The 25956-nt window shown below is 47.3% G+C and carries 12 protein-coding genes; 7 read left to right on the forward strand and 5 right to left on the reverse strand.

The genetic code is table 11. From position 1 onward, the window contains the following. The first annotated feature begins 137 nt into the window (after positions 1-137). From AB4232_RS04955 to rnd, 7 genes are all read left to right on the forward strand, one after another. On the forward strand, positions 138-2066 hold the full coding sequence (locus tag AB4232_RS04955; RefSeq protein WP_372086414.1) for an ATP-dependent DNA helicase: 1929 nt from the start codon (positions 138-140) through the stop codon (positions 2064-2066). Positions 2067-2125: 59 nt separating this feature from the next. Next, on the forward strand, positions 2126-2827 hold the full coding sequence (gene tsaB, locus AB4232_RS04960) for a tRNA (adenosine(37)-N6)-threonylcarbamoyltransferase complex dimerization subunit type 1 TsaB (RefSeq protein ID WP_012604519.1): 702 nt from the start codon (positions 2126-2128) through the stop codon (positions 2825-2827). Between the two features lie 93 nt (positions 2828-2920). Next, entirely contained in the window at positions 2921-3226 is a 306-nt protein-coding gene (locus AB4232_RS04965) for a hypothetical protein (protein ID WP_017074520.1), read from the forward strand. Between the two features lie 39 nt (positions 3227-3265). Beyond that, positions 3266-3826, forward strand: coding sequence for a Slp family lipoprotein (locus tag AB4232_RS04970; protein ID WP_009847301.1), 561 nt, complete (start codon positions 3266-3268; stop codon positions 3824-3826). 47 nt (positions 3827-3873) lie between these two features. Then, on the forward strand, positions 3874-4725 hold the full coding sequence (locus AB4232_RS04975) for an alpha/beta fold hydrolase (protein ID WP_135384078.1): 852 nt from the start codon (positions 3874-3876) through the stop codon (positions 4723-4725). A 106-nt stretch (positions 4726-4831) separates the two neighbouring features. Beyond that, positions 4832-6526: a long-chain-fatty-acid--CoA ligase FadD gene (gene fadD, locus AB4232_RS04980; RefSeq protein ID WP_009847299.1), complete on the forward strand. Its 1695-nt coding sequence runs from the start codon at positions 4832-4834 to the stop codon at positions 6524-6526. 142 nt (positions 6527-6668) lie between these two features. After that, positions 6669-7787 (forward strand): ribonuclease D, encoded by a 1119-nt coding sequence (rnd, locus tag AB4232_RS04985; RefSeq protein WP_372086416.1) that lies wholly within the window; start codon positions 6669-6671, stop codon positions 7785-7787. Positions 7788-7886: 99 nt separating this feature from the next. On the opposite strand, the gene pfaD is transcribed toward rnd, so the two are convergent. From pfaD to AB4232_RS05010, 5 genes are read right to left on the reverse strand one after another with little or no spacing between them, the layout of a single operon-like run. Further along, positions 7887-9524 (reverse strand): eicosapentaenoate synthase subunit PfaD, encoded by a 1638-nt coding sequence (pfaD, locus tag AB4232_RS04990; RefSeq protein WP_372086418.1) that lies wholly within the window; start codon positions 9522-9524, stop codon positions 7887-7889. Positions 9525-9554: 30 nt separating this feature from the next. Next, positions 9555-15515 carry a beta-ketoacyl synthase N-terminal-like domain-containing protein gene (locus AB4232_RS04995; protein ID WP_372086420.1) on the reverse strand — a complete coding sequence of 1987 codons (5961 nt, stop codon included), beginning with the start codon at positions 15513-15515 and terminating at the stop codon, positions 9555-9557. Beyond that, positions 15512-17548 carry a PfaB family protein gene (locus tag AB4232_RS05000; RefSeq protein ID WP_372086422.1) on the reverse strand — a complete coding sequence of 679 codons (2037 nt, stop codon included), beginning with the start codon at positions 17546-17548 and terminating at the stop codon, positions 15512-15514. The genes AB4232_RS04995 and AB4232_RS05000 overlap by 4 nt, the downstream gene beginning before the upstream one ends. Continuing rightward, complete coding sequence (locus AB4232_RS05005; RefSeq protein ID WP_372086424.1) at positions 17548-25428, reverse strand: phosphopantetheine-binding protein; 7881 nt, start codon at positions 25426-25428, stop codon at positions 17548-17550. The genes AB4232_RS05000 and AB4232_RS05005 overlap by 1 nt, the downstream gene beginning before the upstream one ends. Beyond that, positions 25428-25619 (reverse strand): hypothetical protein, encoded by a 192-nt coding sequence (locus AB4232_RS05010; protein WP_372086426.1) that lies wholly within the window; start codon positions 25617-25619, stop codon positions 25428-25430. Before AB4232_RS05010 ends, AB4232_RS05005 begins: the two co-directional genes overlap by 1 nt. Between the last annotated feature and the right edge of the window lie 337 nt (positions 25620-25956).

Here is a 25956-nt window from a genome sequence, read left to right on the forward strand (position 1 = left end):
ATTTTTATTTCTTCAATTCTTACCTTCTAGGTAGCTTAACTCAAACCAAACACCTCCGGTGCGAAGTCATTCTTGATTCGCGCCGACTCACTAAACCTGCCATAATTCGCCTTCTATTTTTCTAAACTTCGTACTCTATGATATCTAAAACGTTTTCTGCTGATGGTGCTTTGGGTAAAGCGATCCCTGGGTTCCAACCTCGACAAGCTCAGCTAGACATGGCTGAAGCGGTTTCACAGGCTATTGAACAACAGAGCCAATTGGTCGTTGAAGCGGGAACGGGAACAGGTAAGACGTTTGCTTATCTAGTGCCAGCACTGCTGAGTGGTAAGAAAACGATCATCAGTACGGGGTCTAAAAACCTTCAAGAACAGCTGTTTCACCGAGATTTACCATTGATGGTCGATGCGCTTGGTTTTTATGGTCAGGTTGCGTTACTCAAAGGCCGTTCAAACTATTTGTGCTTGGACAGGCTCAGTCGTCAAATGATCGAGAGCCATGGCACTCACACCGATCCAACGCTGTTAGCTCAGTTGGTGAAAGTGCGCAGTTGGTCGTCAGCGACTCAAACTGGCGATTTAGGTGACTGTGATGATATTGCTGAAGATAGCCCGGTCATTCCAACCATTACCTCGACTAACGACAACTGCTTAGGCAAAGAGTGCCCAAGCTACACCGATTGCTTTGTGCTGAAGGCGCGTAAAAAAGCGATGGATTCTGATGTTGTTGTAGTGAACCACCACTTGTTTCTCGCGGATTTAGCGATCAAAGAAACCGGGTTTGGTGAGCTGATACCTGAAGCCGATGTGTTTATCTTCGATGAAGCGCACCAACTTCCCGATATCGCTAGCCAATACTTCGGACAATCGGTTTCCAGCCGACAGATCCAAGAGCTAGCCAAAGACATTGAAATCGCTTACCGAACTGAAGCCAAAGACATGCGCCAACTGCAGAAAGTAGGGGATAGGCTCGTTCAATCGTCAGCCGATCTACGCATTGTGCTTGGCGATACGGGCTTTCGCGGTAACTGGCGTGAAGCATTGAAGTCAGAGTCGATTGCGAGAGAGTTAGTTCGCTTACAAGATGCGTTGCAATTGGCCGTTGATGTATTGAAATTAGCATTGGGTCGAAGCCAGTTGTTAGACACGGCTTTTGAACGCGCCACTATGATCAAGTCGCGCATTGAACGTGTATGTGACGTGTCGATTACTGGTTATTCGTATTGGTATGACACCACGCCACGACACTTTGCTTTGCACATCACGCCACTCTCAGTCGCCGACAAATTCCATGAGCAGATTGAGCTAAAACCGGGTGCTTGGGTGTTTACCTCTGCAACTTTGGCGGTGTCGGACGATTTCGAACATTTTACTTCTCGATTAGGACTAAAGCCGTCGGCACAGTTTTCACTGCCAAGTCCGTTTGATTACCCAAATCAGGCGCGTTTGTGTGTGCCTCGCTATCTACCAGAACCGAATAGCCCGGGCTTAGCGGACAAGCTAGTAAGAATGCTGACCCCTGTGATTGAGCAAAACCAAGGTCGCTGTTTCTTCTTATGTACCTCACACAGCATGATGAAAGAGTTGGGTGAACGGTTCCGCGAAACGCTCTCGGTTCCCGTTCTGCTGCAAGGTGAGACAAGTAAGCAAAAAACCTTAGCAGAATTCATGGAATTAGGTAATGCATTGCTGGTGGCCACGGGGGCTTTCTGGGAAGGTATAGATGTTAGGGGCGATGCATTAAGCTGTGTTATCATCGACAAATTGCCCTTTACAGCCCCTGATGACCCTTTGCTTAAGGCTCGAATTGAAGACTGTAAGTTGAAAGGGGGTGATCCTTTTGCACAAGTACAATTGCCAGACGCAGTGATTACCTTGAAACAAGGTGTCGGTCGATTGATACGTGATAAGCGCGATAATGGCGCTTTGATTATCTGCGACAACCGATTGGTGACTCGCGATTACGGTGGCATATTTTTGGCGAGTTTACCGCCTATCCCACGTACTCGTGACTTAGGGGTCATTAAAGAATTCTTAGCTAAAGACCATTCAACCGCTGCTGAGTAATTAGCATTGTTGAGCTTAGCCATTATTTTTAGATTAGATAACGAATATTTGAGACACAAATGAGCGCGAAAATTCTTGCAGTAGATACCGCAACTGAAAACTGTTCAGTTGCACTAGTAATTGGTGACCAGGTGTTCGCACGTAGCGAAGAGGCACCTCGAGACCATACGAAAAAAATTCTACCTATGGTTGATGAAGTACTGAAAGAAGCGAATGTTGCTTTAACCGATATCGACGCGATCGCGTTTGGCCAAGGCCCGGGCAGTTTCACGGGTGTACGTATTGGCATTGGTATTGCTCAAGGCTTAGCTTTTGGTGCTGATTTGCCGATGATCGGTGTGTCTACACTGGCAGCGATGGCGCAAGGCAGCTACCGTAAATTTGGCGAAACTCATGTTGCAACAGCAATTGATGCTCGCATGAGTGAAGTTTACTGGGCTCGTTACAGCCGTGAAGATGATGGTCGTTGGACTGCGGTCGATGCGGAATGTGTAACGCCTCCAAGCGAATTGGCTGAACAGCTTGAAGCGGACTCCAACACATGGGCGAAAGTAGGCACAGGTTGGGAAGCATATGCAGAGCACATGGACACACTAGCGATCAACACCAAAGCGTGTGAAGTGCTATTCCCAGAAGCTCAAGACATGGCGTTCCTTGCTCAATTTGCTTATGCTGAAGGCAAAGCGGTTGCTGCTGAAGAGTCTGAGCCGGTTTACCTACGTGATAAAGTGACTTGGAAAAAACTGCCTGGTCGCGAGTAAATACGTATTACTTTGGCTCTGCAGTTTATTTTGTAGAGCCGTTATTAAAATTAGATACACAATCATTAAAGTCAGGTAATAAACTCTTTAAGCATGGTTTCAATCAACGGCTTACCTCCTTCTTCGATAGGCAATACATCTAAAACCAATCGAACCAACAAAAAGAATGAGGTAAAAAAAGGCGATGCAAAGACCTCTGTTGGTCAGCCAACTAAGGTTGCGAATGCTGTCTCACATTCTATTCGCCAGGTCAAAGAATCTGAGATTCACAAAGCTCAGGTTCAATATGATCTTCCAGAAGGGCGCGGACGACGTGCGATGGAAGAGTATATGGATGTGATGAATCAAGCTAAAAAAGAGGAACTTGCAAAGCTAATTGGGGTCGATATTTATATCTAGCTTTGTGTTTTCATTTATCCTGCTCTAAGGAGCTGCATTATGTATTCTCTCATATCTAAATCTCGCTTATTTTTCCTTGTCGCTTTCTCTACGATGGTGATGGGGTGCTCCTCTTTACCTAAAGAACTTAATGCAAACTCAGAACAGGTGGTAACTGACTACCAAGAGTGGGTAAACACACTACCGGATGCCGGTGATGTTCGTTTGGGTGGCGTGATTGCTAAAGTCACTAATCTGAAAGATAAAACGCGTGTTGAAGTGGTGAACTTACCTATCTCTAGTAGTGGTAAGCCTGATATTGATGCCGAACCAAAAGGACGTTTTGTTGGTTACATTGACGGCTATGTTGAACCATTGAGCTTTGCTGAGGGTCGTTTAGTTACTTTAGTTGGCACATCAAATAGCACTGAAGACGGTATGGTTGGTGAATACCCTTACACTTTCCCAGTCATGAATGTCTACAATCAACGTTTATGGCAGATCACTGAAAGAGTGGTTATTAATGACTTTGCGCCAACTTACTACTCTTGCCGCAGTTTACATTGTCGCAGCTTTCAAACCATGCCTAAGTCAGGGCGTGTGATTCAAGATGTGCAATAGTCGAACCTTAACTCGACATACCCAATGACAGGGACACCATACTATCAATGATTGAACAGTCATATTCCCTTGCGAGCGGGACACTTGCAACACAACAGATTGGCAACCCACAAACGACCGTAACGACGGTCGTTTTTATTCATGGCTGGCTAGACAATTCCGCAAGTTTTACTCAGGTCATGCAGCAAGTCTCTAAGCTTTCTCCAGATACTCACTTGGTTGCGATCGATCTTTTTGGGCACGGTTTCTCGTCGCATAAGTCGGGGAGTTACTACCCATTTCACGACTATATTGATGATTTGCACCAGCTAGTGACCAAATTATCGCCAAACAGACTGTTACTGGTAGGACATTCACTTGGTGCATTGATAGCAAGTTGCTATAGTGCCGCCTTTCCTGAAAATGTGTCAGGATTAATTCAAATTGAAGGTCACGGACCTCTTTCTGAAGCTCCCCACGAAACAGTCTCTCGCTTGAGGGATGGGGTACTTAGTCGTCTTCGACAGCGAAGAAAGCCTTCACGTCCTCTGGCAAGTCTTGAGGATGCTATTAAGCTGAGAGCTCACGCCAACCAAATTAATGCTGAATTAATCGCTCCTATTGTTGAGCGAGGTATTGTCGAGTTTGAGAACTCTTGGCAATGGCGATGCGACCCTAATCTAAAATGTGACTCGTTATATCGAATGTCACAGGCGCACGCTGAAGCGATCATGGCGGCTATTGAATGCCCTCAATTAATAATCCTAGGGAATGATGGATACCGACATTTGCAGCATAATCGCTACAAATCAGCGCATAGTCCTCTGAATATAGAGACGATTCCTGGCGGACATCATTGTCATTTAGAGAGCCCAGAGCTAGTTTCAGAGCTAATTCTTGGTGTAGTTAACAAAATTTAAACAAGTGTTTGAGCCTTTTAGTGCTCATGCACTAAAGCTGTGCTGTAATACCGCAATGATAAAAAGCGGCGAAGCAGTCGTCAGCTGATAAACGAGGAGTAACATCGTGGATAAACCTTGGCTTTCACGTTATCCAAGTGACGTACCAGAAACGATCAACCCAGATCAGTACCAATCTCTCATTGAAATGTTTGAACAGTCGGTACAGAAGTTCGCCGACCAACCTGCATTCGAGAACATGGGATCGATTATGACATTCCGTAAGCTTGAAGAGCGCAGTCGTGCTTTTGCTGCTTACTTGCAGAATGATCTAAAACTGAAGAAAGGCGATCGTGTCGCGCTGATGATGCCAAACTTGCTGCAATACCCAATTGCACTGTTTGGTGTACTGCGTGCAGGTATGATTGCTGTGAACGTCAACCCACTGTACACGCCTCGCGAACTTGAACACCAACTGAATGACTCTGGTGCAAAGGCGATTGTTATCGTTTCTAACTTTGCGAGCACACTGGAGAAAGTCGTTGATAAAACTCCGGTTAAACACGTTGTACTCACTAGCCTTGGGCAAATGTTGCCACGAGCGAAAGGTACGATTGTCGACTTCGTAGTGAAATACGTGAAAGGGATGGTGCCTAAGTACGATCTACCGGGTGCCATTTCATTCAGAAAGGCACTTTACAAAGGCCGTCGTCTTCAATATGTGAAGCCGTTTATGGCGGGTGATGACATCGCATTCCTACAGTACACAGGTGGTACAACGGGTGTAGCGAAGGGCGCAATTCTAACGCACCGCAATATGATTGCGAACGTACTTCAAGCGAAAGGGGCATACAGCCCTGTGCTACAAGAAGGCCGTGAATTGGTGGTAACGGCATTGCCGCTTTACCATGTATTTGCATTGACAGTGAACTGCTTACTGTTTGTTGAAATGGGCGGTCGTAACCTTTTGATTACTAACCCTCGTGACATTCCTGGCTTTATTAAAGAACTACAAAAAGTTCCGTTTACCGCGATTACTGGCGTAAACACCTTGTTCAATGCGCTAGTCAATAACGAAGATTTCCACGAGTTGGATTTCAGTAACATGCGTCTGTCTGTTGGCGGTGGTATGGCGGTTCAGCGCGCTGTTGCTGAGCAATGGAAGAAAGCGACAGGTGTCCACCTACTTGAAGGCTATGGTTTAACTGAATGTGCTCCTTTGGTCACAGGTAACCCATACGATCTGAAAGACTACACAGGTGCAATCGGCCTACCAGTACCATCAACAGAAGTTCGTATTGTTGATGATGAAGGTAAAGTGGTGGGCAATGACCAAGTGGGCGAATTGCAGGTCCGTGGTCCTCAAGTGATGCAAGGCTACTGGCAGCGTCCAGAAGCGACCAAAGAAGTGATCGACCAAGACGGTTGGTTATCGACAGGTGACATCGTTAAGTTTGATGATGAAGGCTTGTTGTACATCGTTGACCGTAAGAAAGACATGATTCTAGTGTCGGGCTTCAACGTTTACCCGAACGAGATTGAAGATGTAGTGGCTCTACACGGCAAAGTGTTAGAAGTTGCGGCTATCGGTCAACCTCATGAAGTGTCAGGTGAGTTGGTTAAGATTTACGTTGTGAAACGTGACCCGAGCCTAACCAAAGAAGACATTATCGCGCACTGTCGTGAACACCTAACAGGTTACAAGATCCCTAAATTGATTGAGTTCCGTGAAGAACTACCAAAAACCAATGTAGGTAAAATCTTGCGCCGAGTGCTTCGTGAAGAGAACGATGCTGAGCTTGCTAAACGCGCAAGCGAGTAGTGCTCGGGTTTGCGAGAAATTAGCCCTCGAAACCATTCAGGCGCTTAATCTAAGCGAGCGCTGAAAAATGGTGTTAGAATGCCGACAGTTAATGTCGGCATTTTTGTATCCGGCGATCAAAGTAAAATCAGTGAGAGTTTTTGTGGATTATCAAATCATTACCCAAGTGAAAGACCTTGAGCGAGTTTGCCAACAAGCACGTGAAGCCGATGTTGTTATGCTTGATACAGAGTTCGTTCGTACAAGAACCTATTACCCTCAATTAGGCTTAATTCAGTTATTTGATGGTGAAACGCTGTCACTGATTGATCCTATTGCTCTTGATGAAATGACCCCGTTTGTTGGGCTGTTGAAAGACACTTCAGTGCTCAAAGTTTTGCACGCGTGTGGCGAAGATCTAGAAGTGTTCCAGAACGCATTTGGCTGTACGCCAACGCCAATGGTTGATACGCAGATCATGGCAGCCTTCTTAGGTCATGGTCTTTCAACTGGCTTTGCAGTTCTCGTTTCAGAGTTTGTAGGCGTTGACCTCGATAAGAGTGAATCTCGCACCGACTGGCTAGCGCGTCCGCTTTCTCAAAAACAACTCGACTACGCAGCAGCAGACGTTCACTACTTGATGCCAATGTACAACAAGCTTCTAGAAAAAGTGATGGAAGCGGGCTGGTGGGAAGCGGCACAGCAAGAGTCTGATTTACAAGTGGCTAAGCGCATCCGTAAAGCAAACCCAGATAACGCTTACCTTGATATTAAAGGCGCGTGGCAGCTAAAGCCTCAGCAGCTAGCTATTTTAAGACCGCTAGCAACTTGGCGTTTAAAAGAAGCGATTAAGCGTGACTTAGCGCTGAACTTTGTCTTCAAAGAACAAGACCTATGGGCTGTGGCGCGTTTTGCGATGAAAGACCCTAAGCACATGGAGCAAGAAGGTTTTGATTACCGCTCTGTACGTCGCCATGGCGCTAAAATCAGTTCAATCGTTAAGTTAGCTGAGCATACGCCAGAAGAAGAGTACCCTGCGCCAGTAGAACGTCTAATGGACTACCCAGGTTACAAGCAACTCTTCAAAGTGTTGAAAGATGAAGTGAAAACAGCATCGCAACACAGTGGTTTAGCGACTGAGTTTTTGGCATCGAAGAAGCAACTTAATCAAGTGTTAAGCTGGATTTGGAAGTACGATCGTAATCCTGAAAAGCTGCCAGATGTTATGCAAGGTTGGCGTTTAGATGTGGTTGGCGAGAAGCTAAATAAAGCGATCAAATAACCAACGACTGCAATGACATTTCGATGATTCAAAGAAAAGCGACCCGTTAAGGTCGCTTTTTTTATTCGTTGAGCTTAATTAACCGCTGTATTGAAATGCCTAGGCCATTCTTTGCGTTGGCTTCCAGCGTGCTAGTTCCGGATCAAGCTTGATACCTTGCGAAGTCAGCAGGTTAACACGAGCCAAGTAGGCTGCGCCGTGCATTAGGTGTTTTGCTAGGTCGACTGCATTACGCTGCTGGTAATCATCTAGGTAGCTGTCTTTCGCCCATGCGTTGAATGCGCCAAGTGCAGGGCCAGCCCATACTTGGTAATCCATCTCACGACCTTGTTCGCCGGTGTTTGACCAACGGCTAGAAAGACCCAAGTACCAACGGAAAATCAAAGCCATTTTACGTTTAGGATTGCCTTCAGCTCGCTCAATCTGTTTTGGATCACGCTCGTTAAAGTGCGCCACAGTCCCTGCCCAAATGTCATCCAGTGTTGAACGGAATACTTGCTTCTCAAGCTTCAGACGCTCTTCTACTGGAATCGCTTCAATCGAGTCGTAACGTGTGTATAGCTCATACAGTTTGTTGGCACGCATTGGGAATAAAGTGCCGCGCTTAACTACTTGCAGTTTCACGCCCATTTCGAACATGTCTGCCGCGGGAGCCATAGTCACGTCAGCCATTTCGGTTGTCGAAAGCAGCTTACGTGTGTGTTCGCTCGCGCCAGCCTCAACACACGCTTGGTTGATTGAACCGGTAACAATGTATGCCGCACCCATGTTAAACGTCGCTAGAGCAGCGTCAGGCGTACCTACGCCACCACCACAACCGACACGTAGCGGAGTTTTGAATTGGTACTGTGCTTGGATTTGCTCTTTCAGTGCAAGAATCGTTGGCAGTAGGGTAACCAGTGGACGGTTATCGGTGTGACCACCAGAATCTGCTTCTGCGGTAATGTCATCAGCCATAGGAACTAGCTGCGCCAGTTCCATCTGTTCTGCTGTGATTCGACCTTCATCAACTAGAGCTTGCAGCATTTTGGCTGGAGCTGGTTGCATGAACTTACTCGCGACTTCAGTACGGCTTACCTTAGCAATAACCTTGTTTCCAATCTGAATCTCACCTTGTGCATCACGGCTAAGGCCAGCGGCACGGTAGTGAACGATTTGCGGTGTTAAACCTAAGAAGGCTGAAGCCTCAACGGTTTTCACTTTGTGCTTCAAAAACAGCTCTACACTGCCGCGCTCTAGAGCGGGTTCGCTTGGGCTGTGAATCAGATTAAACGCGTAAGGGCCGTTTGGCAGTGCTGCTTGAATACGGTTGATCGCTTGCTCAACGCGAGACGGGATTAAGCCCGCCGCGCCAAATGAACAAAGAATGCCAGCTTGGCCAAGCGCAATCACCAACTCTTCAGATGAAATGCCGTTTGCCATTGCGCCTGCATAGTAAGCGTATTTCACGCCATGACAGCGACGAAAATCTTCGTCGCCCAAGCTTTGTGTACCGAGTGCAGGAGCAAAAGCGCTAACAGGCTGGCTGTTCGCTGCACTTGCTGAGTCGCCCGATACAATCTCAGATTTTTGGCTTACGCCTAAACCTTTTTCTGGGTGGTTCACGACGTAACAAGCAAGGCTTAAGTCTTTCAATATTGTCGACATTGCTGCGTTATCAAAGCGAGTTGTGCTCTCTTCGATCTGCCAAGGCCACGGAGATAGCTTTTCGTTATTGATTGTAGTTTGAGTTGTCATACTAAATTCTTTCCTAGTTCTCTGTCAGGCTTATGCTTCTTCGATACAAATCGCGATGTCTTTCACTTCGTAAATACGCAGACCATCTTTGCTCAGGTTTGCGTCGCCAACGATGATGCGTTTGCCGTCTTCGTCTTTGATTGCAGTGATGTGTACATCCAGTGACATCTGTTTGTTCAGAGGGTTAATCTGACCACGGTATTTCCACTTCACTTCAGATTGAATTTGACCAAACTTCGGATTGCGGAAGCCAGCGCCAAGGTCTTTGTTCAGAGCGTAGGTTTGCATTAGTTCGATGATCGCTTCGACACCTAGAGAGCCTGGCATTACCGGATCTTGATGGAAGTGGAACTGGAAGAACCAATCGCTTGGGTCAATCGTACGCTCAGCGTATAGGTAACCCAGACCGTCTTTACCACCATCGCTGGTGATCTGCACCGTATCGATAAAGTTCAAGCGACCGCCAGCCAGTTGGTAGTGCTCTTGTACTTCACCAGTAGCAGAAACAGGTGCATTGAAGTAACGCGTCGTTTTGTCTAGTAGGTTGATGTTTACATCCGGCGTGCGATTGTTATCAACGTGCCAAGGGTGAGTTACTTTACCGTTGTCCAAACCAAGCTGATCTTTCAGGGCTGCGCCTTTGAAGTAACCAAATACCGCTGTACCTTGGTAGAAAGGTACGCCGTCAGTGCTCAGTTCGAAGCTGAAGCTCTGTACGATGTTGGTGCCCATCATTACCGTTGAAAGCAGACGAGAATCGTTGGTGATCGTTTTGCCGCGTAAGTCGACGTTACGCAACATTTTTCCGCTGCCGTCGAGGTTACGGAAAAACAGTTCTTCACCTGGGAAGCCCAGTGTGGTGCCCATGTAGCCTGAGATGAAGCCGTTTGGCTGCAGTGAAATCTCCATCAACACCGAGTAAGGCATTAAGGTGTGGTGGCTGTTTTCATCAAAGTACCATGCATTTTCTGGCACTTCGTATTCAGCGATACACGATGAAGGCTTCTTGAAGTCGCCACGCTTACCGTCGATCTCAACAACACGAGTAGTTAGCTGTAGGTCGCCACACGGAGTACGTGGTGGAATCATGCCACGGTAGATAGAGAAATCAGGACCGAAACATTTCTCGATATCGCCAGTCGCGAATTCGAACATGTGATAAGGCGTGAATGGAACCGTATCGGGTGTGCGGTTCGGGTAATCTGGAGTTACCGGCGCTTCAACGTGTTGAAGAGGAACGACACCTTTGTTTGGTGCCGTTTCTAGGTCTTCAATTTGAGCCATCAATGGCGCATTTGCTGAAGCTTGTTGGTTCACTGCTGGCGTATGGCCCAAGCTTTTATGGTCCAAGCTTTCGATAACAGGGGTCGCGACAGATGTTTCTAAAGAAGGTAGGTAACGAGTACATTCGTCGTCTTCTTTGATCATCACACCCAAGTTTTGGAAATCAACGATCACTTTGCCGTTGAGCAAAATATCGATGTTAGCTTTTGCGTATGGGCGAGGGCTTAGACCAATCTCAGTCACTTCCATGCGGTACGTCAGCTCTGCCGATTGTGGTAGCACCTGTCCACGACAGCGTACTTGTTGAGGGGCATTTTCAAGCGGTTGGAAACGACCATTTTGAACAAGCGTGTGCATGCCAAGGTGCATCATGAAGAACTGAAGCAGTTGACCACAACCTTCTGCCATCAAAGAACCAGCCATTACTGAGTCATCTTTGAAGTGACAAGGGAAGTACCAGTGCTCAGGCTCTAGCTGCTTGTGACCTTCAATCAGACCAAGTCCCCATGTGCCACCTTGTGGTTCAACACGGCTAACCTTTTCGATCATCATGAACTTCTCTGAGCTGAAGCATAAAGAAGGCTGGTGGCTGTTGGATTGGTGAGTTGGACCAAAACATTCTGCAATGTTGGCAGTCAGTAGATGACGCAATTCTTGGTGGTTAAACTGCGTTTTAGGGCAGTGCAACATAGGGTCGAAGCGTTGTTTAGTTGCAAGCTTACGAGCCTTGATTTCATCTTCAGTGTGAATCACACCTTTGCCATCTGCTAGCTCTTCATCAGTGAAGAAGCCCGCACAGCCGTTATCCATTTTCAGGATCATCTTGTCGCCAACGAAACATTCGTACGAGAAGAAGAACAGCAGCGTGTCGCCATTGCGAGCAAAGTTGTTGATTGAGATATCGTAACGCAGCGTATCGCCACCACGAGGCAAGTCGCCAAGGAAGGTCAGCGTACAATCAAGCAGGCGATAAACACGCTCACCTTTGTTTTCGAAATCGATACCTAAGTAGCTGATCAGCATTAGGTCACACTGACCAGATTCAACCGCCACTGCCCAAGGGATCTGACCATCAACAAGATACGGCGCATCAACTGGGATGTCGTATTCGGTGGTCATTGTGCTTGGCTTGTACTCGTTAACGGTCGCGTTTAGCTTGGTTACACGAGATACCAGTAGGTAGTCCGTGGTTGGCAAGCGAACGCGGCGCGAGTAGCTATCGATGATCGCGTAATCAGGGCCAAATACGTTCGCAATATCGCCTTCAGCGTATTCAACCAGATCATCGTAATCCCAGATACATGGCTTACGGATAGGTTTTACTGGTGCTGGCGTCGCAAGTACGTTGACTGGCGTTGACGGAACCTGAGCCGGTTGAGCTTGAACAGGCTGAGCTGGCGTTTGTTGACCATTCGTTTGTTGAGAAAGGGTATTGCTATCTAAACCAGATGTCACTGCGTTTAGCTGTGCTTTCAATAGTGCATCAGCCATTTGCATGCCTTGGGCTCGAGTGTGCAGGAATGCTTTGTGTACTTGCTGTGCTGCTTGCTGATTTTGAGCAAAAGCTTGGTTGTATGATGTTACAGACGGCTGTGATGCTGCATCCGTATTAGCGTCGATTTGAGACGCGCCATTTTTAGCGGATAGGACATGAGTCATATTGCTGTGGTTACCTGTTAGCTGACTGTGGCGAGTTGGCGCCAGAGTAGGGGATACTGAAGTCGGAGTTTCGATGACTGGCTCTACCGCGTTCTGCGCTAATGCATTCTTCTCTAACTCTTTTTGCGCAAGGGCTGCTTGAATGCTTGCTGTCGTTGGAACCGACGCTACTCTTGTCGCTTGTTTACCAGAAGCTTTCTGTTGAATCGTTGCCAAGTTGGTCACTGGGGTTTGGGCAATATGTTGATAAATATCGCGACCACCAAGAGTCACTTGCTTAACCAATTGACGTTTAGCATCACTTGCCAGTTCACTGCTTAAACGAACGGAAAGTGATTGAGATTCAACACTCGATTGGCTTAGTAGCAGCTGTGAACATTGTCCTTCGCCGATGTTGGCAACAATCGCATTTTTAGAGCTGATATTCGGATTCAGTGGCTCATGGTTCAGGTTGAGCAGACCGTGTAACAGGCTTGCCATCCCAGAAGCTGCAGAGCAGTGACCCACACGTTGACTCGCTTGAGTCGTCCTTGTGTTCCCTATACTTAGAGATGAAAACTGATGAGATGAAGACTCTGGTGCATGGTTAAGCTCAAGCAGAGAAACATCGTTCGAGCTCATACCGACTTGAGTCAGTAACTCATCAGCAACGGCGTTGTTATTCTCGCTTGAACCAAAGGCCAATGCGTTGATGCTGCCGTAAGCCGTATCTTGGTTGCTCGCTACTTGACTCTCTTCAACAAGAACAATTGCACCTGCGCCTTCGCCGACATTCCAATTGCCGTCTTGCGGTTGGCCGAACTTTGGAGAAAGTGACACTGGGCTCACGCTGTTCTTGAGAATCACATGTTCCGCACTGCCGCTTAGGTCGACGGCTGCAATCACAACGGCGTCCATCGATTCTTGCGACATCAGGTTTTGCGCGACATCGATACAACGTGCAACTGATTGTTCAGCGGCTGAAATCGTAAAGGCAGGGCCGTTAAAGTCCCACAATGAAGAGATACGCGAAGCCATGATGTTGCCGATGAAACTGGTGTATTGGTTCAGCTTGGCTGCGTCCATCACACTGTCCATCGCAATGGTTTCTAGCGATTGGTATTCGTCTTGTGTTAGCTCAATACCCATGTTGGCAAAGCTGTCCGCCAGTTGGCTATGCAGGTTTACGCGTCCACGGAATTGGTGCATCTCAAGCTCAGTTTCCATCGCAACTAAAACTGCAACCTTTTGGCCAGCCACAAGCTTGGCATCTTTGATCGCTTCGTCTGCAACTTTCATCAGTAGCAACTGCTGAGAGATCAAACGGTCATCTTCATTCGGCGGCACTTTAAAGCGTAGGAAATCGAGATCGAATTGATCGATGTACGCTCCGTTTGGAATGCCGTGTAAACCAAACTGATTCAGTAGTTCTGGATGTTGGTCTAAGCCTTTCCAGCGTTTCTTAGGCAAAGCAATGAAAGCATCGTTGTTGGTTTCAATTGCAGTGCTCAGCGCGTTGATGCTTTGCAGAGAACCGAAGTGAGACGCTAGGCCAGTAATGCTTAAATTAGACGGTTGTAGGCTTGGAGATGCCGACTCTAAAGTCTGGGTTACATGACTCGTGTCTGAATACGCTTCAAGCAGTAAGTGAGCGTTACAACCACCGAAACCAAATACAGAAACACCCGCGCAGCGCTCTGAGTTACCCGCTTTACTTGGCCAAGGTTGAACCTGCGTTGGCAGAGTCTGTGGGCCAAATAAAACTTCAGGCGACGATAGGGGCTTGTCCAAATTAATACTTGGAGGAAGCACGCCTTCTTTCATCGCAAAGATCATTTTCATAATCCCCGGCATACCGGCTGCAGTCAGTAAGTGGCCGAGGTTTGACTTCGCAGAGCCAATCAATGGCGGGTTAGAACCATTCAATTTGTCAGCAAAGAAACGCTCCATTGAGGTTAACTCAACCTTGTCACCTAATGGTGTGCCAGTTGCGTGACACTCAATCACTTCAATGCTGTCTGGTGTTAGGTTTGAAGCCTCGTAAGCGCGTTCAAAGGCTTGTACTTGTCCTTTGCTGTTTGGGCTTAATACGAACTGGCCACGACCATCGTTCGACAAGCCAATACCGCTGACAACTGCATAGATATTGTCGCCATCACGTTCTGCATCAGCTAAGCGTTTTAGGACTAAAACACCGGCACCTTCGCCAGCAAACAGACCTTTACTGTTGCTATCAAACGGAACCGAAACACCGTGGTCAGGGTAAGCGTGGAAGATGGAAAAACCCATGTTGATAAAGAATGGGTCAGCACCTGATACCGCGCCAGCCAACATCATGTCGGCCTTGCCCGTGTTCAAGTAATCACATGCTAACTTCAATGAATACACTGAGCTTGCACATGCCGCATCTAGGCTAAGTTGCACGTTGCCTAAACCTAGCGCATCAGCCACTAACTTAGAGGCGTTGTGTGCCGCTGCACCATTGATAGGATTGAGATCTTGCGCGGTATCATTAGTTGGTAGCAGTGAAAACTGGTCATTAGCCAATTTATCTTTAAGTGCTTTCTCGACCACTGAGTGATACATCGGCAGAAACAAGTCGTTTGAACGTGTGGTTGGGAACGAAAGGGCACCCATGATCACGCCTGTGCGCTCTAAAACATCGGCATTTAAATCAATACCTGCGTCGACTAACGCCTTTCGACTGGTATCCAAAGCCCATAGGAAACTCTGGTCAACACCGTTGAATGATTCTGCTGTTAAGCGGTAGCCATTGCTATCGAAATTGAAGTTTTCAATGTAGCCGCCTTTATCACAGTAAAAGCGGTCTGACTCACCTTGCACGCCCTGATAGCTTTCAGGTTTAGCACCTAGCTTTTCAGCGCTTAATGTGGTTCGAGAATCTTTTTTATTCAGCAAGTTTTGCCAAAAGTCTTTTGGCGTATCAGCTTCTGGGTATTGGTTAGCAATACCGACAATCGCGATCTTATTGCACTTCACTTGCTGCTTATTCTTAGTTTGAACTTGAACTTGAACTTGAGCCTGATACTGGTTCGATTGAGAACTCATACTAGCTCTCCTTGATGATTCACTGCGCTGCCTTGAGACACACCACTTAATTGCTTCGTGGTGATCTGTTGTTCTAGGCCTTCAATAAGTGGCTCGACAGACAATGGAATTTGATGAGTAATGAGCTGACCAATGCACTTGATGAGCGTGACAACATCGTCACCGCCTTTGGCATTGGAAGCGATTGTGCAGTACTGGTCGGCTACGTCGTCGCTACGATTGATCTTGTCGATCAATGTGCTGGTTTGACGATCGGCACCTACTTCGACAAACAGACGCGCACCTTGTTGACGCGCACTCTGGATCAACGCGGTGAAATCTAACGTTGAACAGAAAGTGTCGGCAATCGAAAGGGCGATGCTGTCGCTGTCGATATCGATTGGTGCGCCAGTCGGTAGACCTGCTGCGCTGATAAAGCGGATATGCTTTGGCAATTCGTCGAACAGTGGTTGCGTGTAAAACTCACGCACTTGGCTATGCTGACTCAGCGCTGGTGTGGTGTGCATCGCAGTAACACGGTTAGCGGCAATACCACGTTTACCCAGTTTCTTGAGTAGTGCACGACATGTGCTTTCACAACCTGCTAGCACGCAAGTATCACCTTGGATGATAGCGAGATAAGCGCGTGGGAATTCTGGTAACAGAGCTTCAATCGCTTGCGCATCACTGCGAACCACAAAGCTATTCCATTGGATGCTTTCGTCGCCGTTCAGCTGCCAATCTTGACGTACTGCGGTGAGTTCGCCAGAAATAGCCGTAGTGAAGATAGGACTGGTTTGAGTCATCTCAATCAGCGCATGTGGGTTTTTCCAAACATTCAAGCTAGCCCACATGGAAGCTTCACCCTTGGAGTAACCCAAGGCGAAATCTGGCTGCACTTTGAATTCATCACACAGCAGTTGTGTTAACAGATAACTACTGCCCACACCTGCAATGGCTAATTCACTGAGCGACATTTCTTGCGAGTCTTCAGCGTAGGTTTTTTCAGCCTGCAGCATTTCTTTCAAGTCACCTTCTCGCTCTAAGCGGGCAAATAACTGTGGGAAATGTTGGTGAAACTCGCGCAACATGCCGGGATAAACCGTGCCAACACCAGGGTAAACAAATGCAACACCACCTTTGCTTTGAGGCTTTGGTGAGAAACAACTGCCTGCTGGCGTTTTGTAGTGGCTATTGTCAGCCATTACTTTTGGCAACGCATTTTCTAGCGCTGTGATCTCTTGTAGTGCAGCATCAATTGAAGCTGCCTGAATCACGATATTCGCACCAAGGCCCATATTGTGTTGAAAATGGCTTAGGTTTGAATGCATCAAGCTGGCGATAGCAAGTTCACGGTCCGCCGATTCGTTAACGTATTTAAGCTCAGCTCTTAGTGAAGCTAGCTGAGAAACCAATTCAGCTTGGTCATTGCCAGAAACCACAAACATCAAACGCTCGCTCGATAGTAATGGCTTTGGTTCGTGCAAACCGGTCGCTTGAGTCAATATCAGGCTGGTGGATTTTTGGCTATCGTCACTAAAAGTTAATGCAGCAACACGTGCTTTGTTCGGCTCAGTGAACCAATAATTGTTAGGTAATGAATGACTCGGCAATGAACGGCTCGATATTGCATTCACCATATTCAGCAATTGACCAAACTGTTGCGAAGCCGATAAGTCAGAGTGTTGCTGTTGATGACTTAAATCTGTCGCGGGGCGGCGCGCAATATCCAGAGCTAGCTGAATGCTATCTCCGGTAGCTGTATCTACAAAACCCGCTAGATAAGCGTGTGGGTGAATCTTATTCTGAGCAGCATTCAGCGCACTCAACATCAACAATGATGGTGATTGAGTATCCAAACAAAGCTTAACAACATTACCTTGATTGACTGTCTCGATGGCGTGAGCAAGTGCTTGATTAAAATTGCCATCAACCACAACAGTAACTATCTCTGGAAGCGAAGGTGATAAGTCGGCAGAAAGCTCAGCCGCGTTTGCTGGCTGAGCTAAAAGAGCGATGCGCAATGGCATCGCTTTATTAGTAGGAACAGTCACTATGACAATTGCTCCTTTTCTGCGTTCTTAGTCGCCTCTTTCTTCGATACTGCAGAGCTAGACTTCGGCAAAAATGCGTCGTTTAAGCTCTTGCTGATGGTGACTTTGGCACCTTTCATTACCGCACTTAAACGACCATCTTGGTGGTAAAGCGAGATATCAGCCTGCAGTGAACGAGCCGTGCTTTTTATCACGCTCAGTTCTAGCCAACCTTGGTCACCATTGTGCATCGGTGCGTAACAAACAAACTCACCAATTGCAGACGGTAGACTTGCCGCGCCGTACTTCAATCGAGCCCATACCAGCATTGCTTGCAACAGATAATCTTCAGCAAATGGTTGGCTATCGCCAAAGCCTTGCTTCGGAATAAATGATCCGCAGTCGCTGTTTTCAATCTGAGGCAACTGGCATTGAGCCAATAAGCCTAAGTCGTCAAAGCGTTCGACTGAGGTAACACCTTGCAGTCTTGGTCCGTGAAACAGAGTGCCGTCACTGTATAGAGCTTGTGCCGTTGTTACAGGTGCTGAAGTGTTGGCTTCAAAGCGCTTTGTCGACGCTTGTTGAACATCTTCAGACACTTGCACAGCAGCGATTTGCAACTGAGCTTGATACTGTGGTCGCCCTTGGCAACTGATCACTGCTTTTAGCTGATCTTTTGATTTAGCATCAGAAGACGGCTTTTTAGTGTCTGCAGACAAGACAAGCGTTAGCTCTTGCACTTCATCAGTATCAAAAATCACACCTTTCAGCAGTTTGTAGTTGTGAACGCTAACGTTCACCCCTAACAGTTGCTCAGCGACTTCACGCATCCATTGGATGGCACAGACTGTCGGTAACACTGGGTTACCGGCAATGCAGTGATCTTGAATGAAAGGCAATGCCTTAGGATCAAGATGACGTGTCACAGTGATGCTTGTATTCAGCGGACTCTTTGCAAGATGCACAGACTCCGCATTAAGCTTTTTTACAGCAGCTTCCTTGTTGTCAGAACCTTGCATGCTCGTACCAACCAGCAGTTGAATGCCAGTTTCGTTCAGTAGTTGAGAACTAAACAGCTCTGCACCTGCCTGAAGAGGAATTACGTACACGCCGCGCTCTGTGAACATACGTTTCAATGCTGCGTTGACCATGCCACCGTCCCACGGTCCCCAGTTGAAGCTCATCACTTTCGCTTGAGGGTTACGCGCAGACAATTGCAGAGCCGCTTTGTTTAGGATCTCGTTAGACATCGAGTAATCACTTTGGCCTGTGTTTCCGTAGAAACCCGCCGCCGAAGAGAACATCGCAATCAGTTTTAGCTTGCTGCTATCAAGACCGCCAAGAACTGCTTCTAGCCCGCCCACTTTCGTGCCGTAAACCATGTTTAGCTCATCAAGCGTTTTGTCTTGAATGTGTTTGTCAGCCAGTACACCTGCACCGTGGATAAGACCTGTAATGTCGTCGAAGTTTACCAGTGTTTTCGCTACTGACTCATGGTTCGACACATCTAAGCTTAGGTATTCAGCGCTCGCGCCAATCTCGTTGAAAGCGGCAAGTGCTGCGTTGATTTCAAGGCTGCTCAATACAGGTTTTAGCAAGGTATCAACTTTCTTCGGCGTTGGTTTGTCACCTGTTGCTTGTAGGTGAGCGATAGCCGCTGGTTTTAGCTCTTTCTCTTGCTTGCCTTGTGCCCACTGAGGTAGCTCAGCTGAAGTAATATGCTTACTACGACCTGCAAGAATGAAGTGAGACTTACATTGCTTAGCAAGCGTCAGTGCACATTCAAACGTCACGCCTTTAGCGCCACCCGTCACCAGAACTTTGTCGCTCTTGGTGAGTTGAGCGCCTGTGTTTTTAGTTTGTGCAGCACCTGGTGTTGTCGCAATCAATGTTGCACGACCAGATTCACCGTTTTCCGCATGGCTAAGGCCGATTTCAACCGTGTTGGTATCGATATCGAACAGTTCGCCTGTGATAGCTTCAGCTAGGTGACGAGCATCAATAGAAGCGTCAGCATCCAATGCGCGGCAGAACACGTTTGACCATTCATGGCTCAGTGTCTTAGTTAGACCAGACAACGCGGCTTGGTTGAGTTCTGCATTCGCTAGTTGCTTAGTATCTAGGTAACCAAAGCCACCATCGATACGGCTTAGTGTGAAGAACACACTACGACCAGAAACGGCATTCAGTTGGCCATTTAGGTGCTTCGCGAATAAGAACGCTGTGGTTAGTGAAGCTCTGGAGTCTGCATTCAAGTTAACCGCTTGCTCGTTGCTTTGTTTCGCATCAACGATAGCTTGTAAATGAATGAAGCCAGCAATCACTTTGTTTGACGTTTTAAGGTCTGCTTCGATGTCGTTAATAACTGCAGTCACACCAGCATCATCGACGCTGTTGAGTGTGTAGCTTGCGATTTCACTGTTTAAAGGTGACGCGGCAGAAAGGGCACTACGCACTACGGCAACTTGAATGCCGTTAGCGGTCAACTTTTCTGCTAGAACACCAGCGTTGTGACCATCATCTGTGATCACGACGCAAGCGTCTTTTGAGAAACAATCGACGAGTTTATCTGCCGCTGGTAGCTTTTTTAGCGCTACCTCATTGTGTGGAGGAAGTTCCGCTGTCGCTGTTTCTGCGATAGGCGTTACTGATTCAGCTTTTGGAGTCGCTACGGGTGCAGCAGCGGATAGCTTGCTTTGCATGTAAGTAACGATTTCACCAAGCGTACGACACTCAGCTAGGTCTTCAGGGTTTAGTTCTGGCAGCGTTGGTAGCTGGTCTTGAACTGTACCTAAAATCTCAACACGTTTGATTGAGTCGATACCAAGGTCTGCTTCCATGTCCATCGCTAGGTCTAGCATTTCTGCTGGGTAGCCAGTTTTGTCGGCAACCACTTCCATCATGGTTGATTGAACATGAGCAGGATTTAGGTCGTTGCTCGTGCTTTCTACAGTTGCTGCAGCGACTTCTGTACTCGTAGTAGCAGTAGCGCCTAGCTTACTATTCATGTAGTCAACGATTTCACCCAGAGTACGACACTCAGCTAGGTCTTCAGGATTCAGCTCTGGCAATGTTGGTAGCTGGTCTTGAACCGTACCAAGGATCTCAACACGTTTGATTGAGTCGATGCCAAGGTCTGCTTCCATGTCCATTGCTAGGTCGAGCATTTCTGTTGGGTAGCCCGTTTTATCAGCCACTACGCTCAGCATTGTGCTTTGAACTTGTTCTGCGTTTAAACCGTTTGATACTGCTTGTACTGGTGCAGATACTTGAGCCGCTACTAGAGCAGAAGCTGGAAGCTTGCTGTTCATGTAGTCGACTATCTCGCCTAGAGTACGACACTCAGCGAGATCTTCAGGGTTCAGTTCTGGAAGAGTCGGTAGCTCGTCTTGAACCGTACCTAGAATTTCAACACGCTTGATTGAGTCGATACCAAGGTCAGCTTCCATGTCCATTGCTAGGTCGAGCATTTCAGTCGGGTAGCCCGTTTTCTCTGCGACTACTTCTAACATGGTTTTTTGAACGACAGCCGCATCTAGACCATTGCTAGATGTTGCCGGAGCAACGGCTGGTGCTAGTGAAGGCGCAGGAGCAGAAGCCGGAAGCTTGCTGTTCATGTAGGCAACGATTTCGCCAAGAGTGCGACACTCAGCTAAGTCTTCAGGGTTTAGCTCTGGAAGAGTCGGCAGTTCATCTTGAACCGTACCAAGAATCTCAACACGTTTAATTGAGTCGATACCAAGGTCAGCTTCCATATCCATTTCTAGATCAAGCATTTCAGTGGGGTAACCTGTCTTCTCAGCAACCACTTCTAGCATGGTTTGTTGAACGACTTTCGCATCAAGACCGTTAGCAGCTTGAACAGGAGCAGTTGCGCTTGGCTGTGCTGCCACAGACGCTGATGCTGGCATCTTGCTGTTCATGCTTTTACTGTTCATGTACTCGACGATTTCACCAAGAGTACGACACTCAGCTAAATCTTCAGGGTTCAGCTCAGGTAGGTTTGGCATTTCGTCTTGAACGGTACCAAGGATCTCTACGCGCTTGATTGAGTCGATACCAAGGTCTGCTTCCATGTCCATTTCTAGATCAAGCATCTCCGTTGGGTAACCCGTTTTCTCGGCAACGACTTCTAACATCACTTTTTCAGCGTCGGCTGTTTGTACTGCTACTGGTGCAGCCACAGGAGCTGGTTGCGCTTTAACTGGCACAGGTTGAGCTGCAACAGACGCTGCCGCTTGAGCCGCTACTTGTGTTGCAGGAGCTGCTTTCTGTACTGGCGTAACTTGAACAGACTGAGCTTGAACTGGTGCGGCTTGGACAGGAGTCGCTTGTACTTGAGCTACAGGCTGTTGAACGATAGCTGCTGGAGTCGTAGTTGGAGTAACTGGAGCTGGAGCTTGAATCGCTGGCTGAGCATTTACAGACGCAACGAAGGTTGGTTGTGCCGTTTGTACTGAACCTTGCGTCAGCATATTAAGTGCTGAGTTGTTGCTGTGCGCTTGCATTTCTAGGTAATGAGCGTGAGCTTTTAGCGTTTCAGCTTGGTGCTGGTGGAACATCTCCATAGAACGCTGTAGGTTCTCAGGAATTGCTACGCCTGCTGTTGCCATTTTCGCTTGCTCAGACATTAGGGTGTTGAACGTGTCACCGTATTGCTGAGGAATCGCCAAGAATTGCTGATGTACTTCTGCTGCTTGTTGTTGAGCATTGAAGAACGATTGCAGTGAAGACTCATCAACCGTTACTTGAGCTGCTGGCTGGATAGTCGCTGGTGCAGGTTGCGCCACTTGTGGCTGCTGAGCTGCTGTTACTACTTGTGCACTTGGTGCTGGAGCAGTTGACTGTTGTACATTTGAAGCTTGAGGAGCAGTCACAGGTACTTCAACGATTTCTGTTTTAATCACTTCTTTTTCCACGATTTTCTCGACTTCAACTTTCACTTCAACAATCTCAGTCTTTTCGGTGACGTTGCCCGAAGCCAATGATTGATCCATTTTCTTACGAGTAGCAGGGCTGATGTAGTTGGTTGCATTCAGCTTGATGTTCATTGGTGATGCCTTCGCAGGTTCAGCAATGTCAGCTTGGTAAGGGTCAATGTTGTCTAATGAAACACCAGCCACGCACAGTTGAACCGCAGCTAAGCGAAGCTGTTGGTCACTGTCGCCTTTAGGGCTTGGGTTGATGCTGATTGCGTAAAGCTCTTCGTTCTTATCAGCTAATGTTTTCTCAACCAGCTTTTGAAGAATGTTCTTCGGACCGAACTCAACGAATACACGCGCGCCTGCTTCATACATCGCTTCAATTTGCTCGCTGAAACGAACCGATTGCAGCATGTGTTGCTTGAACGCTTTCTTGATCGCTTTAGCGTCTTTGCTGTGAAGTTTGCCTGTTGCGTTTGAGTAAAGCGGCAGCGTTGGAGCGCTGAATGAAGCTTTATCAATTGCAGCAGCAAATGGTTTTTGAGCGTGAGCAACAAGCGGTGTGTGGAAAGCACCAGACACTGGCAGAGCAATCGCTTTGAAACCTTGTTCTGTTAGCGCTTGTGCTGCTTGTTGAACCGTCGCAGTTGGACCTGCAATAACCAGTTGAGTCGGAGCGTTGTAGTTGGCAATGCTCACGCCTTCGAATTGGCTGATGCAGCTTTCAACGGTTGGAAGTTTGTCTGCGTCTAGGATGACCGCAAACATCGTACCGCTGTCACCTTGTTCTGGTGTTGCAGCCATCGCATCGCCACGAGCGAAAGCTAGCTGGTAGTAATCGTCTTGCGAGATAACACCCGATGCACATAGTGCGCTTAGCTCACCAAAGCTGTGGCCTGCGACCATGTCAGCTTTGAAGCCAGCTTGAGTCATGATGTCGAACTGACCCATAGACACAGTACCAATCGCACTTTGAGCATTGGCGGTGTTGGTTAACACCGCTTCTTGAGCTTTGGTTGCTTCTGGTGTGAAAGTTGGAATTGGGAACAGAATTTGCGACAGAGCCGTTTTCTTGTGCTGACCAAATACTTGATCCGCTTGAGCAAGCTGTTGACGCATCTCAGGGTAGTGACATGCAAGCTCGCGACCCATGTTTAGGTATTGCGAACCTTGACCTGCAAACAGAGCTGCTACTTTACCCGCACCATTTTCTGCAATCAGTGCCGACTCACGGTAGCTAGTACCGTTTGGCATCTGCCAATGTGTTTTTGTTTGGCTCTCAAGCATAGAAAGCGCTTGAGTCAGTTGCGCTAAAAGATCTGCTTGGTCAGTCACGACTAAACCAAGACGAGCATGCTTAGCGTCAACTTCGCGCAAGCCATGTTGCTCAGCAAGCGCTTCTAATTTGAACGCAGCATCGATAGCTTGAGTTGAAACTTGTTTTAGCTCATTGATCAGTGCTTGACGAGATTCTGCGCTGAACAGCAGAGTTTGCGGTACTTGGCGCTGACGGTATTTATCACCGCGAGCGTGCTCTGGCGTGTACTCTTCCAATACAACGTGGAAGTTAGTGCCACCAAAACCGAATGAGCTGATACCTGCACGGCGTGGTGTGCCGTCGACACGTTTCATCCAAGGACGCGTTTGTGTATTTAGGTAGAACGGTGAGTTCTCGATATCCAACTTAGGATTCGGAGCCGATACGTTAATCGTTGGCGGCAGTACTTTGTGGTGCAGTGCTAATGCAGCTTTGATTAAACCGGCAGTACCCGCGGTTGATTTAGTGTGACCAATTTGAGATTTCACAGAGCCTAACGCAATGTGTTGCTTCTCTTCATTGTTCTCACTGAATACCGAGTTTAAGCCACCAAATTCAGCCACATCGCCCGCTGCAGTACCTGTACCGTGCGCTTCTAAAAGGCCAAGTGTGTGCGGTGCGAAACCAGCATCATCGTAAGCACGTTTTAGTGCTTTTGCTTGTCCTTCAGGGCGAGGTGCGTAAATACTCTTGAACTTACCATCCGAAGAAGAACCGACACCTTTTATCACTGAGTAGATTCTGTCGCCGTCGCGCTCTGCATCTTCAAGACGCTTAAGAGCAACCATGCCGATGCCTTCACCAATCATCATGCCTTTTGAGTCGATGTCGAAAGGTTGAATGGTTTCATTGGTGGTAAACGCAGGTGTTTTAGAGAAGCTCATGTACATGGTTGGTGAGTTATCAGTACACACACCACCTGTGATCATCATTTCGCTGCGGCCTTCAACCAGCTCACTTAGAGCCATACGCATTGCGGCTAGAGAGCCTGCACACGCAGCATCTACTACACAGTTGATGCCACCAAGGTCAAAGCGGTTAGCAATACGACCTGAAATTACGTTACCCAATGAACCAGGGAATGAGTTCTCTTCCCAGTGGATGTATTGGTCTTGGAATTTTTTGATCAGCATTTCGCTGTCGTCGTCGCTGATACCACTGCTCTTGAAGACTTTTTTCAAAACAGGGTATTGAAGACGAGCATTTAGGCTTTGAGCGATCTTTTGACCACCACCAACACCGAGCGTGATACCGATCTTATCGCGATCGTAGCCTTCAGGCAGCTTGGCATCTTCAAGTACTTCTTTTGCAACGATCAAAGAAAGCAGCTGTGAAGTATCAGTCAGTTCTAGGATATTTGGCGGAAGACCGAACTCCATAGGGTTGAAGTCTACTTCTGGGATGAAACCACCGCGCTTACAGTAAGACTTGTCTGGCGTAGTACGATCTGAATCGTAGTAATCTTCTGGACGCCAGTGCGTATCTGGTACTTCAGTAATCGCATCGATCTTTTCGCTGATAAGATCCCAAAATTTATTCAGGTAGCGAGAGTTTGCAAACATGCTCGCCATACCAACGATAGCGACAGGCATATCTTTAAGGCGTTTATTCAGTCGAGAATCGTCGACTGATTCCGGTGTATTTGTCTCGGGTTGGCTCATTATGAGTCTCCACTAGAAATCACAGAAAGTGATGTCGTGTTTTGAGGCTGCGCTTTTAAAGCTATAGAAAGAAAATCTGAAACAAACTTAGGGAAGCGTAGCTGAAAATTCAGGTTGCTGAGTGGCGGCAACCAGATAGAAATTAGTTTTTCGAAGTGCGTTGACTTACGAGTGTGGGGGAGGTGTTTCATGCGCGACGGTGGCATTCAAATGTTGAGGCGATGTCCATTAAAATCCTGTTCAAAGTCTGACTAAACGACAAGTCGGTATCCGCAAAGAAAACGTGTGAATTTGTTTAATGGTTGAGCAGGCTACCCGAGGTGAGTGGTCGATACAATGCTCCCAGAGGCCACTATGATCTGTTCAGACCAGATGAATTTGGCATGGTTTTGATTTTTGTATTTTTAATTTAATTAACTTATTGATAATTAATGGGTATGGGTTGTTTTTTAGTGTTTTTACTCTATATTTAGACTTGGTGAGATCTATGTCATATTTTTGTAAGTAACATTTAATGGATGCCTCTTG

It is taken from the genome of Vibrio sp. 10N.286.46.A8 (assembly GCF_041470165.1).
Classification (GTDB): domain Bacteria; phylum Pseudomonadota; class Gammaproteobacteria; order Enterobacterales; family Vibrionaceae; genus Vibrio; species Vibrio tasmaniensis_A.